At 63.1% G+C, this 14,515-nt stretch carries 16 protein-coding genes; 9 read left to right on the plus strand and 7 right to left on the minus strand.

Annotation, left to right across the window (positions count from 1 at the left end; all coding sequences use genetic code 11):
• Positions 1–166 precede the first annotated feature (166 nt).
• From BN3266_RS00900 to BN3266_RS00920, 5 genes are all read right to left on the minus strand, one after another.
• Complete coding sequence (locus tag BN3266_RS00900; RefSeq protein ID WP_059003065.1) at positions 167–892, minus strand: PHP domain-containing protein; 726 nt, start codon at positions 890–892, stop codon at positions 167–169.
• The gene (locus tag BN3266_RS00905) at positions 892–1,230 is read right to left on the minus strand and encodes a DRTGG domain-containing protein (protein WP_242861694.1); all 339 of its coding nucleotides are present in this window, start codon (positions 1,228–1,230) and stop codon (positions 892–894) included. Before BN3266_RS00905 ends, BN3266_RS00900 begins: the two co-directional genes overlap by 1 nt.
• Positions 1,227–2,537, minus strand: coding sequence for a [Fe-Fe] hydrogenase large subunit C-terminal domain-containing protein (locus tag BN3266_RS00910; protein WP_075109633.1), 1,311 nt, complete (start codon positions 2,535–2,537; stop codon positions 1,227–1,229). Before BN3266_RS00910 ends, BN3266_RS00905 begins: the two co-directional genes overlap by 4 nt.
• A gap of 55 nt (positions 2,538–2,592) precedes the next feature.
• Entirely contained in the window at positions 2,593–3,015 is a 423-nt protein-coding gene (locus tag BN3266_RS00915; RefSeq protein WP_021659027.1) for an ATP-binding protein, read from the minus strand.
• Positions 3,016–3,428: 413 nt separating this feature from the next.
• Positions 3,429–3,779, minus strand: a complete 351-nt coding sequence (locus tag BN3266_RS00920; RefSeq protein ID WP_044992276.1) for a DRTGG domain-containing protein — start codon at positions 3,777–3,779, stop codon at positions 3,429–3,431.
• Between the two features lie 308 nt (positions 3,780–4,087).
• On the opposite strand from BN3266_RS00920, the gene BN3266_RS00925 reads away from it, so the two are divergent.
• The 7 genes from BN3266_RS00925 to BN3266_RS00955 all read left to right on the plus strand — a co-directional run bounded on the left by BN3266_RS00925 (position 4,088) and on the right by BN3266_RS00955 (position 11,084).
• Entirely contained in the window at positions 4,088–4,588 is a 501-nt protein-coding gene (locus BN3266_RS00925; RefSeq protein WP_021659024.1) for an NADH-quinone oxidoreductase subunit NuoE family protein, read from the plus strand.
• A 1-nt stretch (position 4,589) separates the two neighbouring features.
• The gene (locus BN3266_RS00930; protein ID WP_059003066.1) at positions 4,590–5,144 is read left to right on the plus strand and encodes an ATP-binding protein; all 555 of its coding nucleotides are present in this window, start codon (positions 4,590–4,592) and stop codon (positions 5,142–5,144) included.
• On the plus strand, positions 5,141–5,515 hold the full coding sequence (locus BN3266_RS00935) for a (2Fe-2S) ferredoxin domain-containing protein (RefSeq protein ID WP_021659022.1): 375 nt from the start codon (positions 5,141–5,143) through the stop codon (positions 5,513–5,515). Before BN3266_RS00930 ends, BN3266_RS00935 begins: the two co-directional genes overlap by 4 nt.
• Before the next feature lie 17 nt (positions 5,516–5,532).
• Positions 5,533–7,320: an NADH-quinone oxidoreductase subunit NuoF gene (nuoF, locus tag BN3266_RS00940; RefSeq protein ID WP_059003068.1), complete on the plus strand. Its 1,788-nt coding sequence runs from the start codon at positions 5,533–5,535 to the stop codon at positions 7,318–7,320.
• Between the two features lie 18 nt (positions 7,321–7,338).
• The gene (locus BN3266_RS00945) at positions 7,339–9,075 is read left to right on the plus strand and encodes an NADH-dependent [FeFe] hydrogenase, group A6 (RefSeq protein WP_021659020.1); all 1,737 of its coding nucleotides are present in this window, start codon (positions 7,339–7,341) and stop codon (positions 9,073–9,075) included.
• A gap of 196 nt (positions 9,076–9,271) precedes the next feature.
• On the plus strand, positions 9,272–9,613 hold the full coding sequence (locus BN3266_RS00950) for a magnetosome magnetite crystal formation protein family (RefSeq protein WP_021659018.1): 342 nt from the start codon (positions 9,272–9,274) through the stop codon (positions 9,611–9,613).
• A 202-nt stretch (positions 9,614–9,815) separates the two neighbouring features.
• Complete coding sequence (locus BN3266_RS00955; protein WP_154668916.1) at positions 9,816–11,084, plus strand: MDR family MFS transporter; 1,269 nt, start codon at positions 9,816–9,818, stop codon at positions 11,082–11,084.
• 154 nt (positions 11,085–11,238) lie between these two features.
• Here BN3266_RS00955 and BN3266_RS00960 read toward each other — a convergent pair whose 3' ends face one another.
• Positions 11,239–11,781, minus strand: coding sequence for an ECF transporter S component (locus BN3266_RS00960; RefSeq protein WP_059003072.1), 543 nt, complete (start codon positions 11,779–11,781; stop codon positions 11,239–11,241).
• 104 nt (positions 11,782–11,885) lie between these two features.
• Here BN3266_RS00960 and BN3266_RS00965 point away from each other — a divergent pair, with 104 nt between their 5' ends.
• Entirely contained in the window at positions 11,886–12,572 is a 687-nt protein-coding gene (locus BN3266_RS00965) for a Crp/Fnr family transcriptional regulator (RefSeq protein WP_059003074.1), read from the plus strand.
• 162 nt (positions 12,573–12,734) lie between these two features.
• Here the strand turns inward: BN3266_RS00965 and BN3266_RS00970 are convergent, their stop codons facing one another.
• The gene (locus tag BN3266_RS00970; protein WP_059003077.1) at positions 12,735–13,448 is read right to left on the minus strand and encodes a tRNA 2-thiocytidine biosynthesis TtcA family protein; all 714 of its coding nucleotides are present in this window, start codon (positions 13,446–13,448) and stop codon (positions 12,735–12,737) included.
• Positions 13,449–14,085: 637 nt separating this feature from the next.
• Between BN3266_RS00970 and rplM the strand changes: the two genes are divergently transcribed.
• Positions 14,086–14,514 carry a 50S ribosomal protein L13 gene (gene rplM / locus BN3266_RS00975; RefSeq protein ID WP_044992274.1) on the plus strand — a complete coding sequence of 143 codons (429 nt, stop codon included), beginning with the start codon at positions 14,086–14,088 and terminating at the stop codon, positions 14,512–14,514.
• The last annotated feature ends 1 nt before the right edge of the window (position 14,515 follow it).

Consider the following 14,515-nt stretch of genomic DNA (forward strand, 5'->3'; position numbering starts at 1 on the left):
AGAAAAAATCCCGAAAGAAAAGACCCAGCGGGGCAATTTCTTTCGGGGAAAATTCGACCTCTTTTTTTATGAGCGCAGAAAAACGGCTTTGCCATGCGGTTTCTTCTCGCCTCTTATCCCGCCAAACGTCACAAAAGGCGGGCTATAAACATCTGTTTGTGACCGATTAGCCGACGGCGGTTTCCAGCAGGGCGCGGATCTCGCCGGGCAGGTATTCCCCCTGCGAGGGATCCTTGATGTCCTTGAGGTAGTGGGCGTCGGAATTGGTGATGGCCTTGATGTCGGCGGGCACCAGCCCGTCGGCGATCATCTGCCCCGCCCGCTCGATGCGGGCGAACTCGCCGATGGAAAAGCCCATCTCCCCGCTCATGATCCCCAGATTGCTCACCAGGCTGTTGGCGCCCTTGTCCAGGTGGGCGGGCCAACAGACCCCGCCCCCTGCCGCCACCCGCTGGGGCACCTGGGAGAGGGGGATGGAACAGGCGTTGATGAGCAGTTTGTCCACCCGGCCGACGATCTGGTCCTCGGTGTCCATCACCAGCTGGTCGCCGAAGATGGCGGGGTCGTTTTGGATGGGGGGCAGGGCGGCATAGACCTCCTCCCCAAAGGCGAGGGCGGCCTCGAGGGTGGGAAAGAGACAGACCACGTGCACCTCTTCCGCGGTGCAGAGCTCCATCCCCGGCAGCACCGGTATCTGGTAAAACCGCCCGGCCTCCAGGGCGGCCGGGCAGTTGAGGGAACTGTTGTGGTCGGTGAGGGCGATGAAGTCGAGCCCCAGGGCCTTGGCCATCCCCACCAGGGTGGCGGGGGTCATCTCGTTGTCCCCGCAGGGGGAGAGACAGCTGTGCAGGTGCAGGTCGTACTTGTAGGCGGGGGCGGAGAAGCGGCCCATCAGAGACCGCCGCCCAGCTGCTCCACCAGCCGGGCCGCCTCGTAGACGGGCAGTTCGGTCCGCAACAGGGTGATCCCCTGTTGGCGGGCCCGCTCCACCGCGGCGGGGTCGAAGGCCATCCCCTCGGCCAGGAGGATGCAGGCGGCGTCGGCCAGGGTGGCCACCGCCACCGCGTTGACGTTGCCCATAACGGTGACCCAGCAGTCGCCGGCCTTGGCCCGCCCCATCACCAAACTCAACAGGTCGCAGCAGTAAATGCCCTCCACCGACCGCTCCTCCCCCCCGCAAACCGGGGAGAAAGAGGGGCAGGACAGCAGTTCTTGGGTGGTCAGTTTCACGAGTGGTCCTCCTTTCTAAAGGGGAGGGGGACGAAGCTCTTCATCTCGCCGCTCTCGAACTCCTCCAGTTCCTCCCGCATCCGGAAGATGCAGTCGCCCTCCTGGGCGAAGCCCCGTACCACGTCCTCGGCAAAGGCCCGGCAGGAGGGGGCCCCGCAGGAGCCGCAGTCAAGCCCCGGGAGGGAGGCGGCAAAGGCCTCGATCTTCTCCATCTTCTCCAGGGCCACCGAAAAGTCGGGGTCCAGCCGCATCACCGGCTCGTAGGTGAGCTCCTTCTCCCAGCGGAAGCTGTCGGGGATGGGGGTGGTGAGCCGGTTGCAGGCCACCGGCAGGTATTTGCGCAGCCGGGCCAGCTTGGTCTTGGCCACATAGGGGTTTTCCACCGTGAGGACCCCGCCCACGCAGCCGCCGGAACAGGCGTTGAGCTCGACAAAGTCCAGGCGGTCGAATTTTTCGTCCTCCATGTCCTCCAGCACCCGGATGACGTTTTCGATGCCGTCAGCGGCCAGGTAGCTGTCCGAGAGGAGGGCCGAGGCCTCCCCCCCGCTGCTGCCCCAGCCCACCCCGATGCGGCCGGTGGAGATGACGGGGGGATTGCCCTCCTCGGTCATCTGCTCCAGCAGGGCCGGATAGAGGTCCTTGACGGCCAGCACGTAGTCCACCGCGCTGCGCTCCACCCCGATGGGGGACTTGGAGGCGGTGACCTTGGCCGGGCAGGGGGAGATAAAGGCGGTGCAGATCTCCTCCTCGGGGATGCCGGTCTTTTCCGACGCCTCCCGCTTGGCCATCCGCGCGGCCACCTCCACCGGGGCGTTGAGGGGGAGCACGTGGCTGACGAGCTGGGGAAAGCGCACCCGGATGAGCCGCGTCACCGCCGGGCAGGCCGAGGAGATGACCGGCTTTTTGATGTCGCCGTATTTCATGATCCGCCGGGTGGCGTCGCTGACGAGCTCGGCGGCGCGGGAGACCTCGAACACCCCGTCAAAGCCCAGGCGTAGCAGGGCGCCGGCCACAATGTCCATGTCGCTCAAGTTGTTGAACTGGGCGAAGAGGGCCGGGGGCGGCAGGGCGATCTTGTACTTGTAAGGGGCGCTTTGCAGCGCGGAGAGCGAGTCATAGGTGGCCTGTTTGGCGTGGTGCGGGCAGATGCGGATGCACTCGCCGCAGTCGATACACTGCTCCTTGATGATGTGGGCCTTTCCCTTGTGCACCCGGATGGCCTCGGTGGGACAGCGCTTGATGCAGTTGATGCACCCGCGACACTTCTCCGGGTCCAGGGAGACCGAATGGTAAAATGCTTCGGCCATGAAGGCGCCTCCTCTCCTGATGTGCTGAATCGGCAAACAGGGTCGCGGGCAGAGGTCAGATCCGCACCGTCATGTAGACGGTGGTGCCCACCCCCAACTCGGTGTCGATGTGGATATCGTCGGTGTACTTTTTCATGTTGGGCAGCCCCATGCCGGCGCCGAAACCCAGGTTGCGCACCTCGTCCGGGGCGGTGGAGTACCCCTCGGTCATGGCCAGCTCCACGTTGGGGATGCCGGGGCCGGTGTCGGCCAGGATCATCTGGATGTGGTCGGGCTCCACCGTGACGGTGACCGTCCCCCCGTGGGCGTGGATGACCATATTGATCTCGCCCTCGTACATGGCGATGGCCACCTTGCGAATGGCCTCGGGGTCCACCCCCAGGGCCTTGAGTTTTTTCTTCACGTCGGAAGAGGCCTCTCCCGCCCGGGTGAAGTCGTCCCCTGGCACGTCGTAGTGAAGGGTCAGCAGTGCTGCCATGTCCGTGTACCTCTCTTGTCGTCATAATAGCCGCCGCTGGCGGGCGTGCGGCAGATGCGCCGCTGGCCGGCAGGAGGACCTGCCGGCTGGATAAAAACTGTGAAAGAAGGGCCGCCTCTCCTCACTGGGGGGAGAAGGCTGTGTGGGGGCCGATGGAAGGGCAGATAGGCCCTCCCGCCACCCCCGGAGCTGGAGTGATATTTCCAGCCGGAAATCGGGGCCGGTGCCGCGGTAGCGGCAGGTGGGGCGGCTGCCCCGCCAGGAGCCGGGGGGAAAGCCGATCAGGCTTTCATACCGCCTCCCAGTTCCAGCCGTTCCCTCCCAGCCGGAAATCGGGGCCGGTGCCGCGGGAGCGGCAGGTGGGGCGACTGCCCCGCCAGGACTCGGTTTCAAGGAGCCGGGGGGAAAGCCGATCAGGCTTTCACACCGCCTCCCAGTCCCGCAGCGTACAGTTTGCCGCAGGCGGTGAACATCCGCTCCGGGGTGGAGAGCAGGGCGATCTCCCGCTGCTGGGCCAGGGCGATCATGGCGCTGTCGGGCACCTTCCCCCGCACAAAGACGACGCAGACCATGTCCATCATCTCGGCGGTGCGGATCACCTGGGGGTTGACGAGCCCGGTGAGGAGGACCGACTGGTTTTTGACAAAGGCCAGCACATCGCTCATCATGTCGCTGCCGCAGGCGGTCTGCACCTCGTGGTCGCGCCACTCCTCCCCGCAGATAAAATCGGCGTTCAATATGGTTTGAATCTCGGCAATGGTCAAGGCTGTTCCCTCCCTGTAAAAGGGCGGAGGCCCGATCCCCCTCCCGCGGAGGAGGGGGCGCACCGCCCGCTTGGTACCTTCTATGATAAGCCATTGCGCGCCAATTTGGAAACGGATTCTTATCAGCAAAACAACCAAATTCCATTTTAAAAATTGATGGTTCCGTCAAAAATTCAGAAAATTGCCAGGATTTGCCGGTTTTGGTGGATTTGAAACCGGGAGTTTGCTATAATTTTTAGAGCTAATGGTCTGCGCCAGACGGCGCATTTACCAATTCTTTTGGGGATCATTCATAGGAGGTACGATTGATGGCCAACAAAATTTCGCCGGTGCCGTTTAACGGCACCAAAGAACAGGAGCAAAAGCTGCTGGAAGTCATCGCCGCCCACAAGGACACCCAGGGCGCGCTGATCTCGGTTCTCCAGCAGGCACAGGATATCTACGGATACCTGCCCATTGAAGTGCAGAAGATCATCGCCGAGAAGATGGGTGTGCCGCTGGAAGAAGTCTACGGCGTTGTCTCCTTTTACGCACAGTTCTCGCTCAACCCCAAAGGCAAATACAAGATCTCTGTCTGCCTGGGCACCGCTTGCTACGTCAAGGGCTCGGGCGATGTGTTCGACAGACTCAGCCGCACCCTGGGCATCTCCTCTGGCGAGTGCACCCCCGACGGCCGCTTCTCGCTGGAGGCCTGCCGCTGCGTGGGCGCCTGCGGTCTGGCCCCGGTCATGACCGTCAACGACGAGGTGTACGGCCGCCTGGTGCCCGACGACATCGACGGCATCCTCGCCGACTACCAGAACCGGTAAGGTGCAGGAGCTCTCCCTCAACATCCTCGACATCGCCCAGAACTCCATCAAGGCCGGGGCAACCCTGGTGCGCATTGAAATCGAGATCGACCGGGCGAAAAACGGGATGCGCATTGCCGTCATCGACAACGGCTGCGGAATGGACGAGGCGACGCTTGCGCGGGTCGTCGACCCCTTTTACACCACCCGCACCACTCGCAAGGTGGGGCTGGGCGTCCCCTTTTTCAAGATGGCCAGCGAGATGGCGGGGGGACAGTTCTCCATCCGTTCCGCCCCCGGCGAGGGGACGGCGGTGGAGGCCACCTTTCAGTGGGACAATGTGGACCGCATGCCCCTGGGCGACATGGCCGCCACCTACTGCAGCTTGGTGATGGTGTCCGAGGGGACCGACTTTGTCTACACCCACACGGTGGACGGCCGCTCCTTTACGGCCGACAGCCGGGAGTTTCGGGCCGTGTTGGAGGGGGTCCCCCTCTCGACACCGGACGTACAGGCGTTTATACGGGACTATATCCGTGAGAATACGGAAGAGATAAGCGGAGGTGCTTACGAATGAAAAGTTTAGCGGAACTGCAGGCCATCAAAGAGAAGATGAAGGGCAGCATCGGTCTGCGCGAAGAGGATAAAAACTGCAAGCGGATCGTGGTCGGGATGGCCACCTGCGGCATTGCCGCGGGCGCCCGCCCGGTGCTCACCGCCTTTGCCGACGAGGTGGCCAAGCGCGGCCTCACCCAGGACGTGATGGTCTCCCAGACCGGCTGCATCGGCATCTGCCAGTACGAGCCGGTGGTGGAGGTCTTTGTCCCCGGCGAGCAGAAGGTCACCTATGTGAAGATGACGGCTGAGAAGGCGGCCCGCGTGGTGGAAGAGCACATCGTGGGCGGCAACGTGGTCAAGGAATACACCATCGGCGCCAACGCGAAATAAGTGAGGAGGAAAGAAGGATGTTTCGTTCCCAAGTTCTAATCTGCGGGGGTACTGGGTGCACCTCCTCCGGCAGCGATGAGATCAGCAAAGTATTTGAGCAGGAGGTCGCCAAGGCCGACTTGCAAGACGAGGTGAAGATCGTCCGCACCGGCTGTTTCGGCCTGTGCGCCCTGGGCCCCATCGTCATCATCTACCCCGAGGGCTCCTTTTACAGCCGGGTCCAGGTCTCCGACGTGGCCGAGATCGTGGAGGAGCACCTGCTCAAGGGCCGCCCGGTCCAGCGGCTGCTCTACGACGAGACCGTGACCGACACCGGGGTCATCTCCCTCAACGACACCAACTTCTACAAACAGCAAAAGCGGGTGGCCCTGCGCAACTGCGGCGTCATCAACCCCGAGAACATCGAAGAGTACATCGCCATGGACGGCTACCAGGCGCTGGGCAAGGCCCTCACCGAGATGACCCCCGAGCAGGTCATCGAGGAGATCAAGCGCTCCGGCCTGCGGGGCCGCGGCGGCGCCGGCTTCCCCACCGGCAGAAAGTGGGAGCTGGCCGCCATGTACCACGCCGACCAGAAATACGTGGCCTGCAACGCCGACGAGGGCGACCCGGGCGCGTTCATGGACCGCTCGGTGCTGGAGGGCGACCCCCATGCCCTGCTGGAGGCCATGGCCATCGCCGCCTACGCCACCGGGGCCGACCACGGCTTCATCTATGTGCGGGCCGAGTACCCCATCGCCGTCAAGCGGCTACAGATCGCCATCGACCAGGCCCGCGAGTACGGCCTGCTGGGCGAGAACATCTTCGGCACCGACTTCTGCTTTGACCTGGAGATCCGCCTGGGCGCCGGCGCCTTTGTCTGCGGCGAGGAGACCGCGCTGATGCGCTCGGTCGAGGGCAAGCGCGGCGAGCCCCGCCCCCGTCCCCCCTTCCCGGCGCAAAAGGGCATCTTCGACAAGCCCACCCTCCTCAACAACGTTGAGACCTACGCCAACGTGGCCCAGATCATCCTCAACGGGGCCGACTGGTTCGCCTCCATGGGGACCGAGCGCTCCAAGGGCACCAAGGTCTTCGCCCTGGGCGGCAAGATCAACAACACCGGCCTGGTGGAAGTCCCCATGGGCACCACCCTGCGCACCATCGTCGAGGAGATCGGCGGCGGCATCCCCGGCGGCAAGAAGTTCAAGGCCGCCCAGACCGGCGGCCCCTCCGGCGGCTGCATCCCCGCCCAGCACTTCGACGTGGCCATCGACTACGACAACCTGATCGAGATCGGCTCGATGATGGGCTCCGGCGGGTTGATCGTCATGGACGAGGACACCTGTATGGTGGACATCGCCAAGTTCTTCCTGGAGTTTACGGTGGACGAGTCCTGCGGCAAGTGCACCCCCTGCCGGGTGGGCACCAAGCGGCTGCTGGAAATGCTGACCAAGATCACCAAGGGCCAGGCCACCATGGAGGACCTGGACAAGATCGAGGAGCTCTGCTACTACATAAAGGACAACGCCCTCTGCGGCCTGGGGCAGACCGCCCCCAACCCGGTGCTCTCCACCCTGCGCTACTTCCGGGATGAGTACGTGGCCCACATCGTGGACAAAAAGTGCCCCGCCGGCGTCTGCAAAGCCCTCCTCACCTACACCATCGACCCCGAGAAGTGCAAAGGCTGCACCCTCTGCGCCCGCAACTGCCCGGCCGACGCCATCACCGGCTCGGTCAAGCAGCCCCACGTCATCGACCCGCAGAAGTGCTTGAAGTGCGGCGCTTGCATCGAGAAGTGCAAATTCGGCGCCATTTCGATTCAGTAGTGAAGGAGTGTGCAAACAGTGGAAAACGTGAACATTAAAATCAACGGCATGCCCCTGTCGGTGCCGAAAGACGCCACCGTTTTGGAAGCCTGCCGTCTCGCCGGCATCCAGGTGCCGACCCTGTGCTACCTCAAAGAGATCAACGAGATCGGCGCCTGCCGCATCTGCGTGGTGGAAGTCAAGGGGGCCCGCACCCTGGTCGCCTCCTGCTGCGCCCCGGTCAACGAGGGGATGGAGGTCTACACCAACACCCCCAAGGTGCTGGATTCCCGCAAAAAGACCCTGCAGCTGATCCTCTCGACCCACAAGCGCGCCTGCCTGTCCTGCGTGCGCAGCGGCAACTGCGAACTGCAGAAGCTGGCCAAGGACCTGGGCGTGGAGGACGAGAGCTACTACGACGGCGAGAATGTCGAGTACGACATCGACGACTCGGCCGCCCACATGTACCGCGACAACTCCAAGTGCATCCTCTGCCGCCGCTGCGTGGCCGCCTGCCAGATGCAGAAAGTCGGGGTCATCGGCCCCAACGACCGCGGCTTCGACAGCCACATCGGCTGTGCCTTTGACCTGAACCTGGGCGACACCTCCTGCATCTCCTGCGGGCAGTGCATCGTGGCCTGCCCCACCGGCGCCATCGCCGAGAAGGACCAGACCGACCTGGTCTGGCAGGCCCTGGCCGACCCCGAAAAGACCGTCATCGTCAACACCGCCCCCTCCATCCGCGCCACCCTGGGCGAGGCCTTTGGGATGCCCATCGGCACCAACGTGGAGGGCAAGATGGTGGCCGCCCTGCGCCGCCTGGGCTTTGACCGGGTCTTTGACACCGACTTCTCCGCCGACCTGACCATCATGGAAGAGGCCCACGAGTTCCTCGACCGGGTGAAAAACGGCGGAAAGCTGCCCCTGATCACCTCCTGCTCCCCCGGCTGGATCAAGTTCTGCGAGCACTACTACCCCGAGATGATCGAGAACCTGTCCTCCTGCAAATCCCCCCAGCAGATGTTCGGCGCCATCACCAAGACCTGGTACGCCGAGAAGGAGGGGCTGGACCCGAAGAACATCTTTGTGGTGAGCATCATGCCCTGCACCGCCAAAAAGTTTGAGGTGGGCCGGGACAACCAGGCCGCGGCGGGGGTCCCCGACGTGGACGTGGCCCTCACCACCCGCGAGCTGGCCCGGATGATCGAGCGCGCCGGCCTCAACTTCACCCTGCTGCCCGACGAGGCGTTTGACAACCCCCTGGGCGAGTCCACCGGCGCCGGCGTCATCTTTGGCGCCACCGGCGGCGTGATGGAGGCGGCCCTGCGCACCGCGGTGGAGACCCTGACCGGCGAGGAGCTGGCCGACGTGGCCTTTAAAGAGGTCCGCGGCACCCAGGGCATCAAAGAGGCCACCTACCACGTGGCCGGGATGGACATCAACGTGGCGGTCGCCTCGGGCACCAAGAACGCCGACGAGCTGCTGAAAAAGGTGCAGTCGGGCGAGAAGCAGTACCACTTCATCGAGATCATGGGCTGCCCCGGCGGCTGTGTCAACGGCGGCGGTCAGCCGGTACAGCACGCCTCGGTCCGCAACAATGTAGACCTGAAGGCCCTGCGCGCCAAGGCCCTCTACGACGAGGACGAGGCCAAAGCCATCCGCAAATCCCACGACAACCCGATCATCAAGGAGGTCTACGAGACCTACCTGGGTGAGCCGGGCAGCGAGAAAGCCCACCACATCCTGCACACCACCTACGTAAAGCGCGGGCTGTAAGCAAAAGAGAAGAAGCGACGAGAGGGCGTCCCCACCGGGGGCGCCCTCTTTTGCCGCCCCCTGTGAAAAAGGGGAAAAGAGGTGGAATACCCAACCAAAACGGGTTTGTCAAAAGGGGGACACAGTGCTATACTGGTGACAGTATTTTGACCCCGGCCCCCGGGGCGACAACTGTGAGAAAGGGCGGTATCCCGCTATGAATCAGCAATTTTCCCCTGCCGATGTCAACCAGACCAAGAGTCTGGCCTGGATGTCCTATCTGGGCGTTCTCTTCTTTGTGCCGCTGCTGGTGTACCAGCAGTCGCCCTACACCAAGTTTCACGTCAACCAAGGGCTGGTGCTCTTTATCGTCGAGGTGGGGAGCGGCATCCTGCAAAGGGTGTTTCACTTTATCCCCCTGGTGCGGATCTTTTCCGGCCTCGCCCTGGGCATCGTGGGGATCTTCACCCTGGTGCTCTCCATCATGGGGATCATCTATGCTGCCCAAGGGCAGGCCAGAGAGCTGCCGCTGGTGGGGCAGATCCACATCATCAAATAGAAAAACCGAAAAGAGGGCCCTGGCAATTGCGCCGGGGCCCTCTCGTTTTGCCCGTTTTGCCTCGCCTTTCCCGCAGGCAGCACTTTCTCCACATCTTGTATGAAAAACAATACAGGGTTTGTGGCTTCTGCCCCCTAGGAGAAGGAGGAGTCTTGTGCTATAATTGATACAAGTTTAGAAAGCAAAAGGCGGCGGAAAAGGAGTGGAAACAGTGGGTGAAAAGCGGTACAAAATCGTTGTTTTGCTGATGCACGCCAACACCTTGGTGATGGGCATCGGCTTTTTTATGCTGATCCCCATTCTCAACAACTACCTGGTCAACGGGTTGGGGATGGCGACGGCCATGGTGGGCTACATCACCGGGGTGCGGTTTTTGGGGCAGGACCTGACCAGCATCTTCCTGGGGGCGGTGGGCGACAAGATCGGCTGCAAGCGGGCCATGGTCATCGGCGCCGCCATCCGGATGTTCGGCCTTTTCCTCTGCGGGTTCATGAGCGACTTTTGGGGCTTTTTTCTGTCCAGCTTCTTTGTGGGACTGGGGGGCGCGCTGTTTGTCCCCTCCTGCTACTCCTACTACGACCTGCTGGCAAACGACCAAAACCGCACCGCCCTCTTCTCCATGCGGGAGATGCTCAACAACTGCGGCAACATCGTCGGCCCCGCCGTGGGTACCTTTTTGATGGTGATGGGCTTTCGCTGGGTCTGCATCGTCTCGGCCGGGGTCTTTGCCCTGACCATCGCCCTGTCGATCTTCCTTCTCCCCGACCTGAAGGCCGATGGGAAAAACGGGGCGGCCCCCGCCCAGACCAGCGCCATGGAGACGGTGCGCACCTGCCTGAAAAACAAGACCTACATCCTCTTTTTGCTGATCACCGCCATTACCACCGGTCTCATGAGCCAGAAGGACCTGACCATCCCCACCCGGATCAAGGCCATCGACCCCAGCTACGCCTATGTGGGCTTTATCTACACCCTGGCCTCGGTCATCGGGGTGGCGGTGCAACTGCCCCTGGTCAAGTGGTGCAAGGGGCACCTGCACGCCAACGAGTCGCTGGCCCTGGCCAACATCCTCTACGGGGTAGGGCTTGCAATCATGGGGTTCGTGCCCGCCCTCCCCGCCCTCTACGTGGGGACGGTCATCTTCACCCTGGGGCAGATGATCTACCAGCCGGTGCGGAACATGCAGGTGACCGATTTCGCCGAGCCGGGAAAGGTGGGGGCCTATTACGGCTTTCAGGGCACGTCGCTGGCGGCGGGCACGGTGCTGGGGAACTTTCTCTCGGGGTACCTCTACGACCTGGCGGAGACCCCTGCCCTGCACTACCTGCCCTGGGTGGTCTGGTGCACCCTGGCGGCGGTGGCCTGCGTGCTGTTCTGGAAATTTCTCAAGGGGATGCCCACCCGGGACCTGCCCATCTACCGCACAAGGGCGGCAAAAGCCCCTTCTCTAAAAGAGGCGGAGGAGGGCTGAGGGCTGAAGTCTAAAGACTGAAGGCCAAGGGCCGGGGAGAAAAGTGCGAGGGAGCGGGAAGCGGGGCGGCATGTCTGCGGGTCCCTCCCCTCCCCCTTTGTGCGGCAGGGCCCCATCGGGAGAGGGGTGTCCTGCCGCTTTTTGCAGCGCCGGGTCAGTCGCGAGAGGGCGGCTCGGGGATGGCCCGGCGCAGGACGGGGAAGAGAGCCGCTGCCGCCGCCCCGCCCACCAGGGCAGTCACCAGTTGGGGCAGGGAGAAGAGGGCGGAGACCGCCGCTGCCTGCTGGGCCGGCAGCTTCAGGAGGATGGGGATGGCGAACTGCACGATGCCCAGATAGAGGGTCGCGGTCTTGGCGGGTGCGGCGAGGAGGGCGGCCCCGCCCAGCGCGCGCCAGCCCTGCCCCCACCTGTGAACGATTGTCCGCCAGACAAAGATCAACACCAGATTGCCGAGGGCGATAAAGGGGATGAGGGCCCACAGGGGACCGATGCCGAGAAATTTGGCCACTGCCGGGGAGAGAAGGCCTACTGCCGTAGCGGCGGGCAGATCCAGAAAGAGGGCGGCGAGGATCAGCAGCAGATTGACCACCGAGCCAGTGACCAGGGTGTTGCCGAAGGGCAGGGTGGCGGCCTGCAGGGCCACCAACAGGGCGGTGAATAGGGCGGTTCGGGTGATGCGGGTAACGGCTTTGTCCATTAAGAATACCTCCAATTGGTTGTGGGGCTGTCCTTTTTGGGCCCATTGTACTACAATGGGAAAAGAAGATATGTTGCACACGCAACAAAAAGGAGGGGCGGCAGATGAAGGTCGCACTGGCGGAGACCGAGCTGTTTGCGGGGGTCGATGAGGGGGAGCTTGTCGCCCTCCTGCAGGGGGTGGGGGCGATTTCCCGGCACTACCCGGCGGGGGCGCGGATTTTGGGTGAGGGGGAGGCGGTCTCCTCCTTTGGGCTGCTGCTGTCGGGGCGGGCCCAGGCGGTGAAGGGGGACGCCCAGGGGCGTTCGGTCATCCTGGCGCTGCTAAAACCGGGGGACGCGATCGGCATCCTCCTGGCAGCCAGGCCGGGAAGGCCGAGCCCGGTGACGGTGCGGGTCACTGAGGGGGCGGAGGTGCTCCACCTCCCCTTTGAGGGGCTGATTGCCGGCTGCCAAAGGGGCTGCCCCGGTGCGGACAGGTTGCTGCGCAACTACGTGGGGATCGCGGCGGAGAAGGGGCTGCTGCTTCATGAGCGGATCGACTGTCTGCTCCGCCCAACGGTGCGGGAGAAGGTGCTGGCCTACCTGCGCCGGGAGACGGAGCGGGCGGGGCGCAGTGCCGTCACCCTGCCCCTGGACCGGGCGGCTATGGCCGATTACCTGCACGTGGAGCGCAGCGCCCTCTCCCGAGAGCTGTCGAGGATGCGGCGGGACGGACTGATCGATTTTTGCAAAAACCGATTTGAACTCCTCGAAGCTGAGGAAGGGGACGACCCCCTTTCCTATATATAAGAGGAAGATGGGCGGCGCCTGGGGAGAGGATTTCCGGGCGCCGCCTGTTCCCTCCCCCTCACAAAAAAAGAAAAGCCCTGCGGCAGAGACTGCCCGCAGGGCTCTAAAGGCGAAAATATAATACAATAAGTATAAATAGATATAGATATTGCAAACGAGGGATCAAAATCCGTCCAGGTGGGTCCGGCAGATGGCGCCGAAGATGCGGTCCTTAAAGCCGCGGTCCAGCCGTTCCTGCTGGCGAATGTACTCCTTCATCCGCTCGCGGTTGGTGTGGCCGTCCACCGGACAGCTGCTCTTGACCACCGGGAAGTCCAGCCGCCGAGCCGCCGAGCTCACCAGGAATTCGTCGGCCAGCACCAGGGGGCGGATGACGGTGAGGTCTTTGCGGGAGAGGTAGGTCACCGGCTGAAAACAGCCCAGCCGCCCCTCGTTGAAGAGGTTCATGAAAAAGGTCTCCACCGCGTCGTCCTTGTGGTGGCCCAGGGCCACCTTGTTGCAGCCGGCGGCCTTGGCCGCGTCGTGGAGGGAGCCGCGCCGCATCCGCGCGCAGAGGGAACAGGGATTTTTCTCCTGCCGCACGTTGAAGATGATGTCTCCGATCTCGGTGCGCTTGACCTGGTAGGGGATCCCTAGTGCGCGGCAGAAGGCCTCGACCCTGCCCCAGTCGGGGGTGGGGACTTTGGGGTTGCCCATGTCGATGGTGATCCCCACCACCTGGTAGTCGATGCCGATGTAATCGCGCAGCCCGGCCAACCCGGCCAGCAGGGCCAGCGAATCCTTGCCGCCGGACACCCCGACGGCCACCCGGTCGCCGTCGGACAGCATCCCGTAATCCTGAATGGCCTTGCGCATTGCCCCCATGAGTTTTTGCATGAGCGCTCCCTCCCCCGTGTCGGTCTGCCGGTGTGGGGAGGCAATGCTCCCTCCCCCGCAGGCGCTTCCTATTATAAGGCCTGGGGCGCGATTTTCCTAGTGCTTTTTTTACACCCCCATCGCGGCGGGAGAAAGAGCGTGGGCGCATCCCTCCAGGGGGGCGTTTGGTGGGCAGCGCGGGGGACGGACGGGGGCGGCCGCCCTGCCTCTACAGCCAATGTACTTCCCGCCCGGAGAAGACCTGCCCGGCAGCAGGCCCACTCCACTGGAGCTGTCCTACCGCCAAGCCGTCGCTGCCCCCTCGCCCCGCTGCCCCGCCGAGGAGCGTCTGTGGCATGGGGGTGTCAAGAGGCCATGCGCTGCAGGGCGGCCAGCGGTCCCCCCTCCCCAACGAGGCCGGCAGGAACGGAACTTCCTATGCTCGACAGCTTTTAAAGTGAAATGGAGGTTTCGAAATCGAGAGGATGAGGGAGGATACGGGTGGAAATAGAAGGTGTGAAGATGCAGATTGAAAAAATCGAATTTTGGTGTTGACAGCGCCGGTGTGGGTGGCTATAATGATACTTGCACGTTTGTGTAACCGGCCGATCGGCCATTTCATACAAGCGAATGAAACCAAAATTCAGGAGGAAAGACCATGTCTACTACCATGCCGAAACCCGCCGAAATCACCCGCAAATGGTATGTAATCGACGCGGCTGGCAAACCGATGGGCCGCACTGCCGCCATTGCCGCCAACCTGCTCAGAGGGAAGAACAAAGTCACCTTTGCCCCCCATGTCGATTGCGGTGACCACGTGATCATCATCAACAGCGACAAAGCGATCCTCACCGGCAACAAGCTGGATCAGAAGTTCTACCGCCACCACAGCGGCTGGGTCGGCGGCCTGAAAGAGGTCAACTACCGCACCTTTATGAAGGCCCACTCTGACCGCGCTATGACCCTGGCGGTCAAGGGGATGGTCCCCGACACCACCATCGGCCGCGCGGCAATGACCCGCCTGCGCGTCTACAAGGGCGACGCACACAAGCACCAGTCTCAGAAGCCTGAAGCTTACAACGGTTAAC

Origin of the sequence: Bittarella massiliensis (ex Durand et al. 2017) (assembly GCF_001486165.1) — a bacterium.
Classification (GTDB): domain Bacteria; phylum Bacillota; class Clostridia; order Oscillospirales; family Ruminococcaceae; genus Bittarella; species Bittarella massiliensis.

Coding starts and splice junctions, on each gene's coding strand:
- BN3266_RS00970 (WP_059003077.1), bottom strand. CDS start 13,448: ATGCAAAAACTCATGGGGGCAATGCGCAAGGCCATTCAGGATTACGGG.
- BN3266_RS00910 (WP_075109633.1), bottom strand. CDS start 2,537: ATGGCCGAAGCATTTTACCATTCGGTCTCCCTGGACCCGGAGAAGTGT.
- BN3266_RS00935 (WP_021659022.1), top strand. CDS start 5,141: ATGAAAAGTTTAGCGGAACTGCAGGCCATCAAAGAGAAGATGAAGGGC.
- BN3266_RS00925 (WP_021659024.1), top strand. CDS start 4,088: ATGGCCAACAAAATTTCGCCGGTGCCGTTTAACGGCACCAAAGAACAG.
- BN3266_RS00965 (WP_059003074.1), top strand. CDS start 11,886: ATGAAGGTCGCACTGGCGGAGACCGAGCTGTTTGCGGGGGTCGATGAG.
- BN3266_RS00915 (WP_021659027.1), bottom strand. CDS start 3,015: ATGGCAGCACTGCTGACCCTTCACTACGACGTGCCAGGGGACGACTTC.
- BN3266_RS00900 (WP_059003065.1), bottom strand. CDS start 892: ATGGGCCGCTTCTCCGCCCCCGCCTACAAGTACGACCTGCACCTGCAC.
- rplM (WP_044992274.1), top strand. CDS start 14,086: ATGTCTACTACCATGCCGAAACCCGCCGAAATCACCCGCAAATGGTAT.
- BN3266_RS00960 (WP_059003072.1), bottom strand. CDS start 11,781: ATGGACAAAGCCGTTACCCGCATCACCCGAACCGCCCTATTCACCGCC.
- nuoF (WP_059003068.1), top strand. CDS start 5,533: ATGTTTCGTTCCCAAGTTCTAATCTGCGGGGGTACTGGGTGCACCTCC.
- BN3266_RS00950 (WP_021659018.1), top strand. CDS start 9,272: ATGAATCAGCAATTTTCCCCTGCCGATGTCAACCAGACCAAGAGTCTG.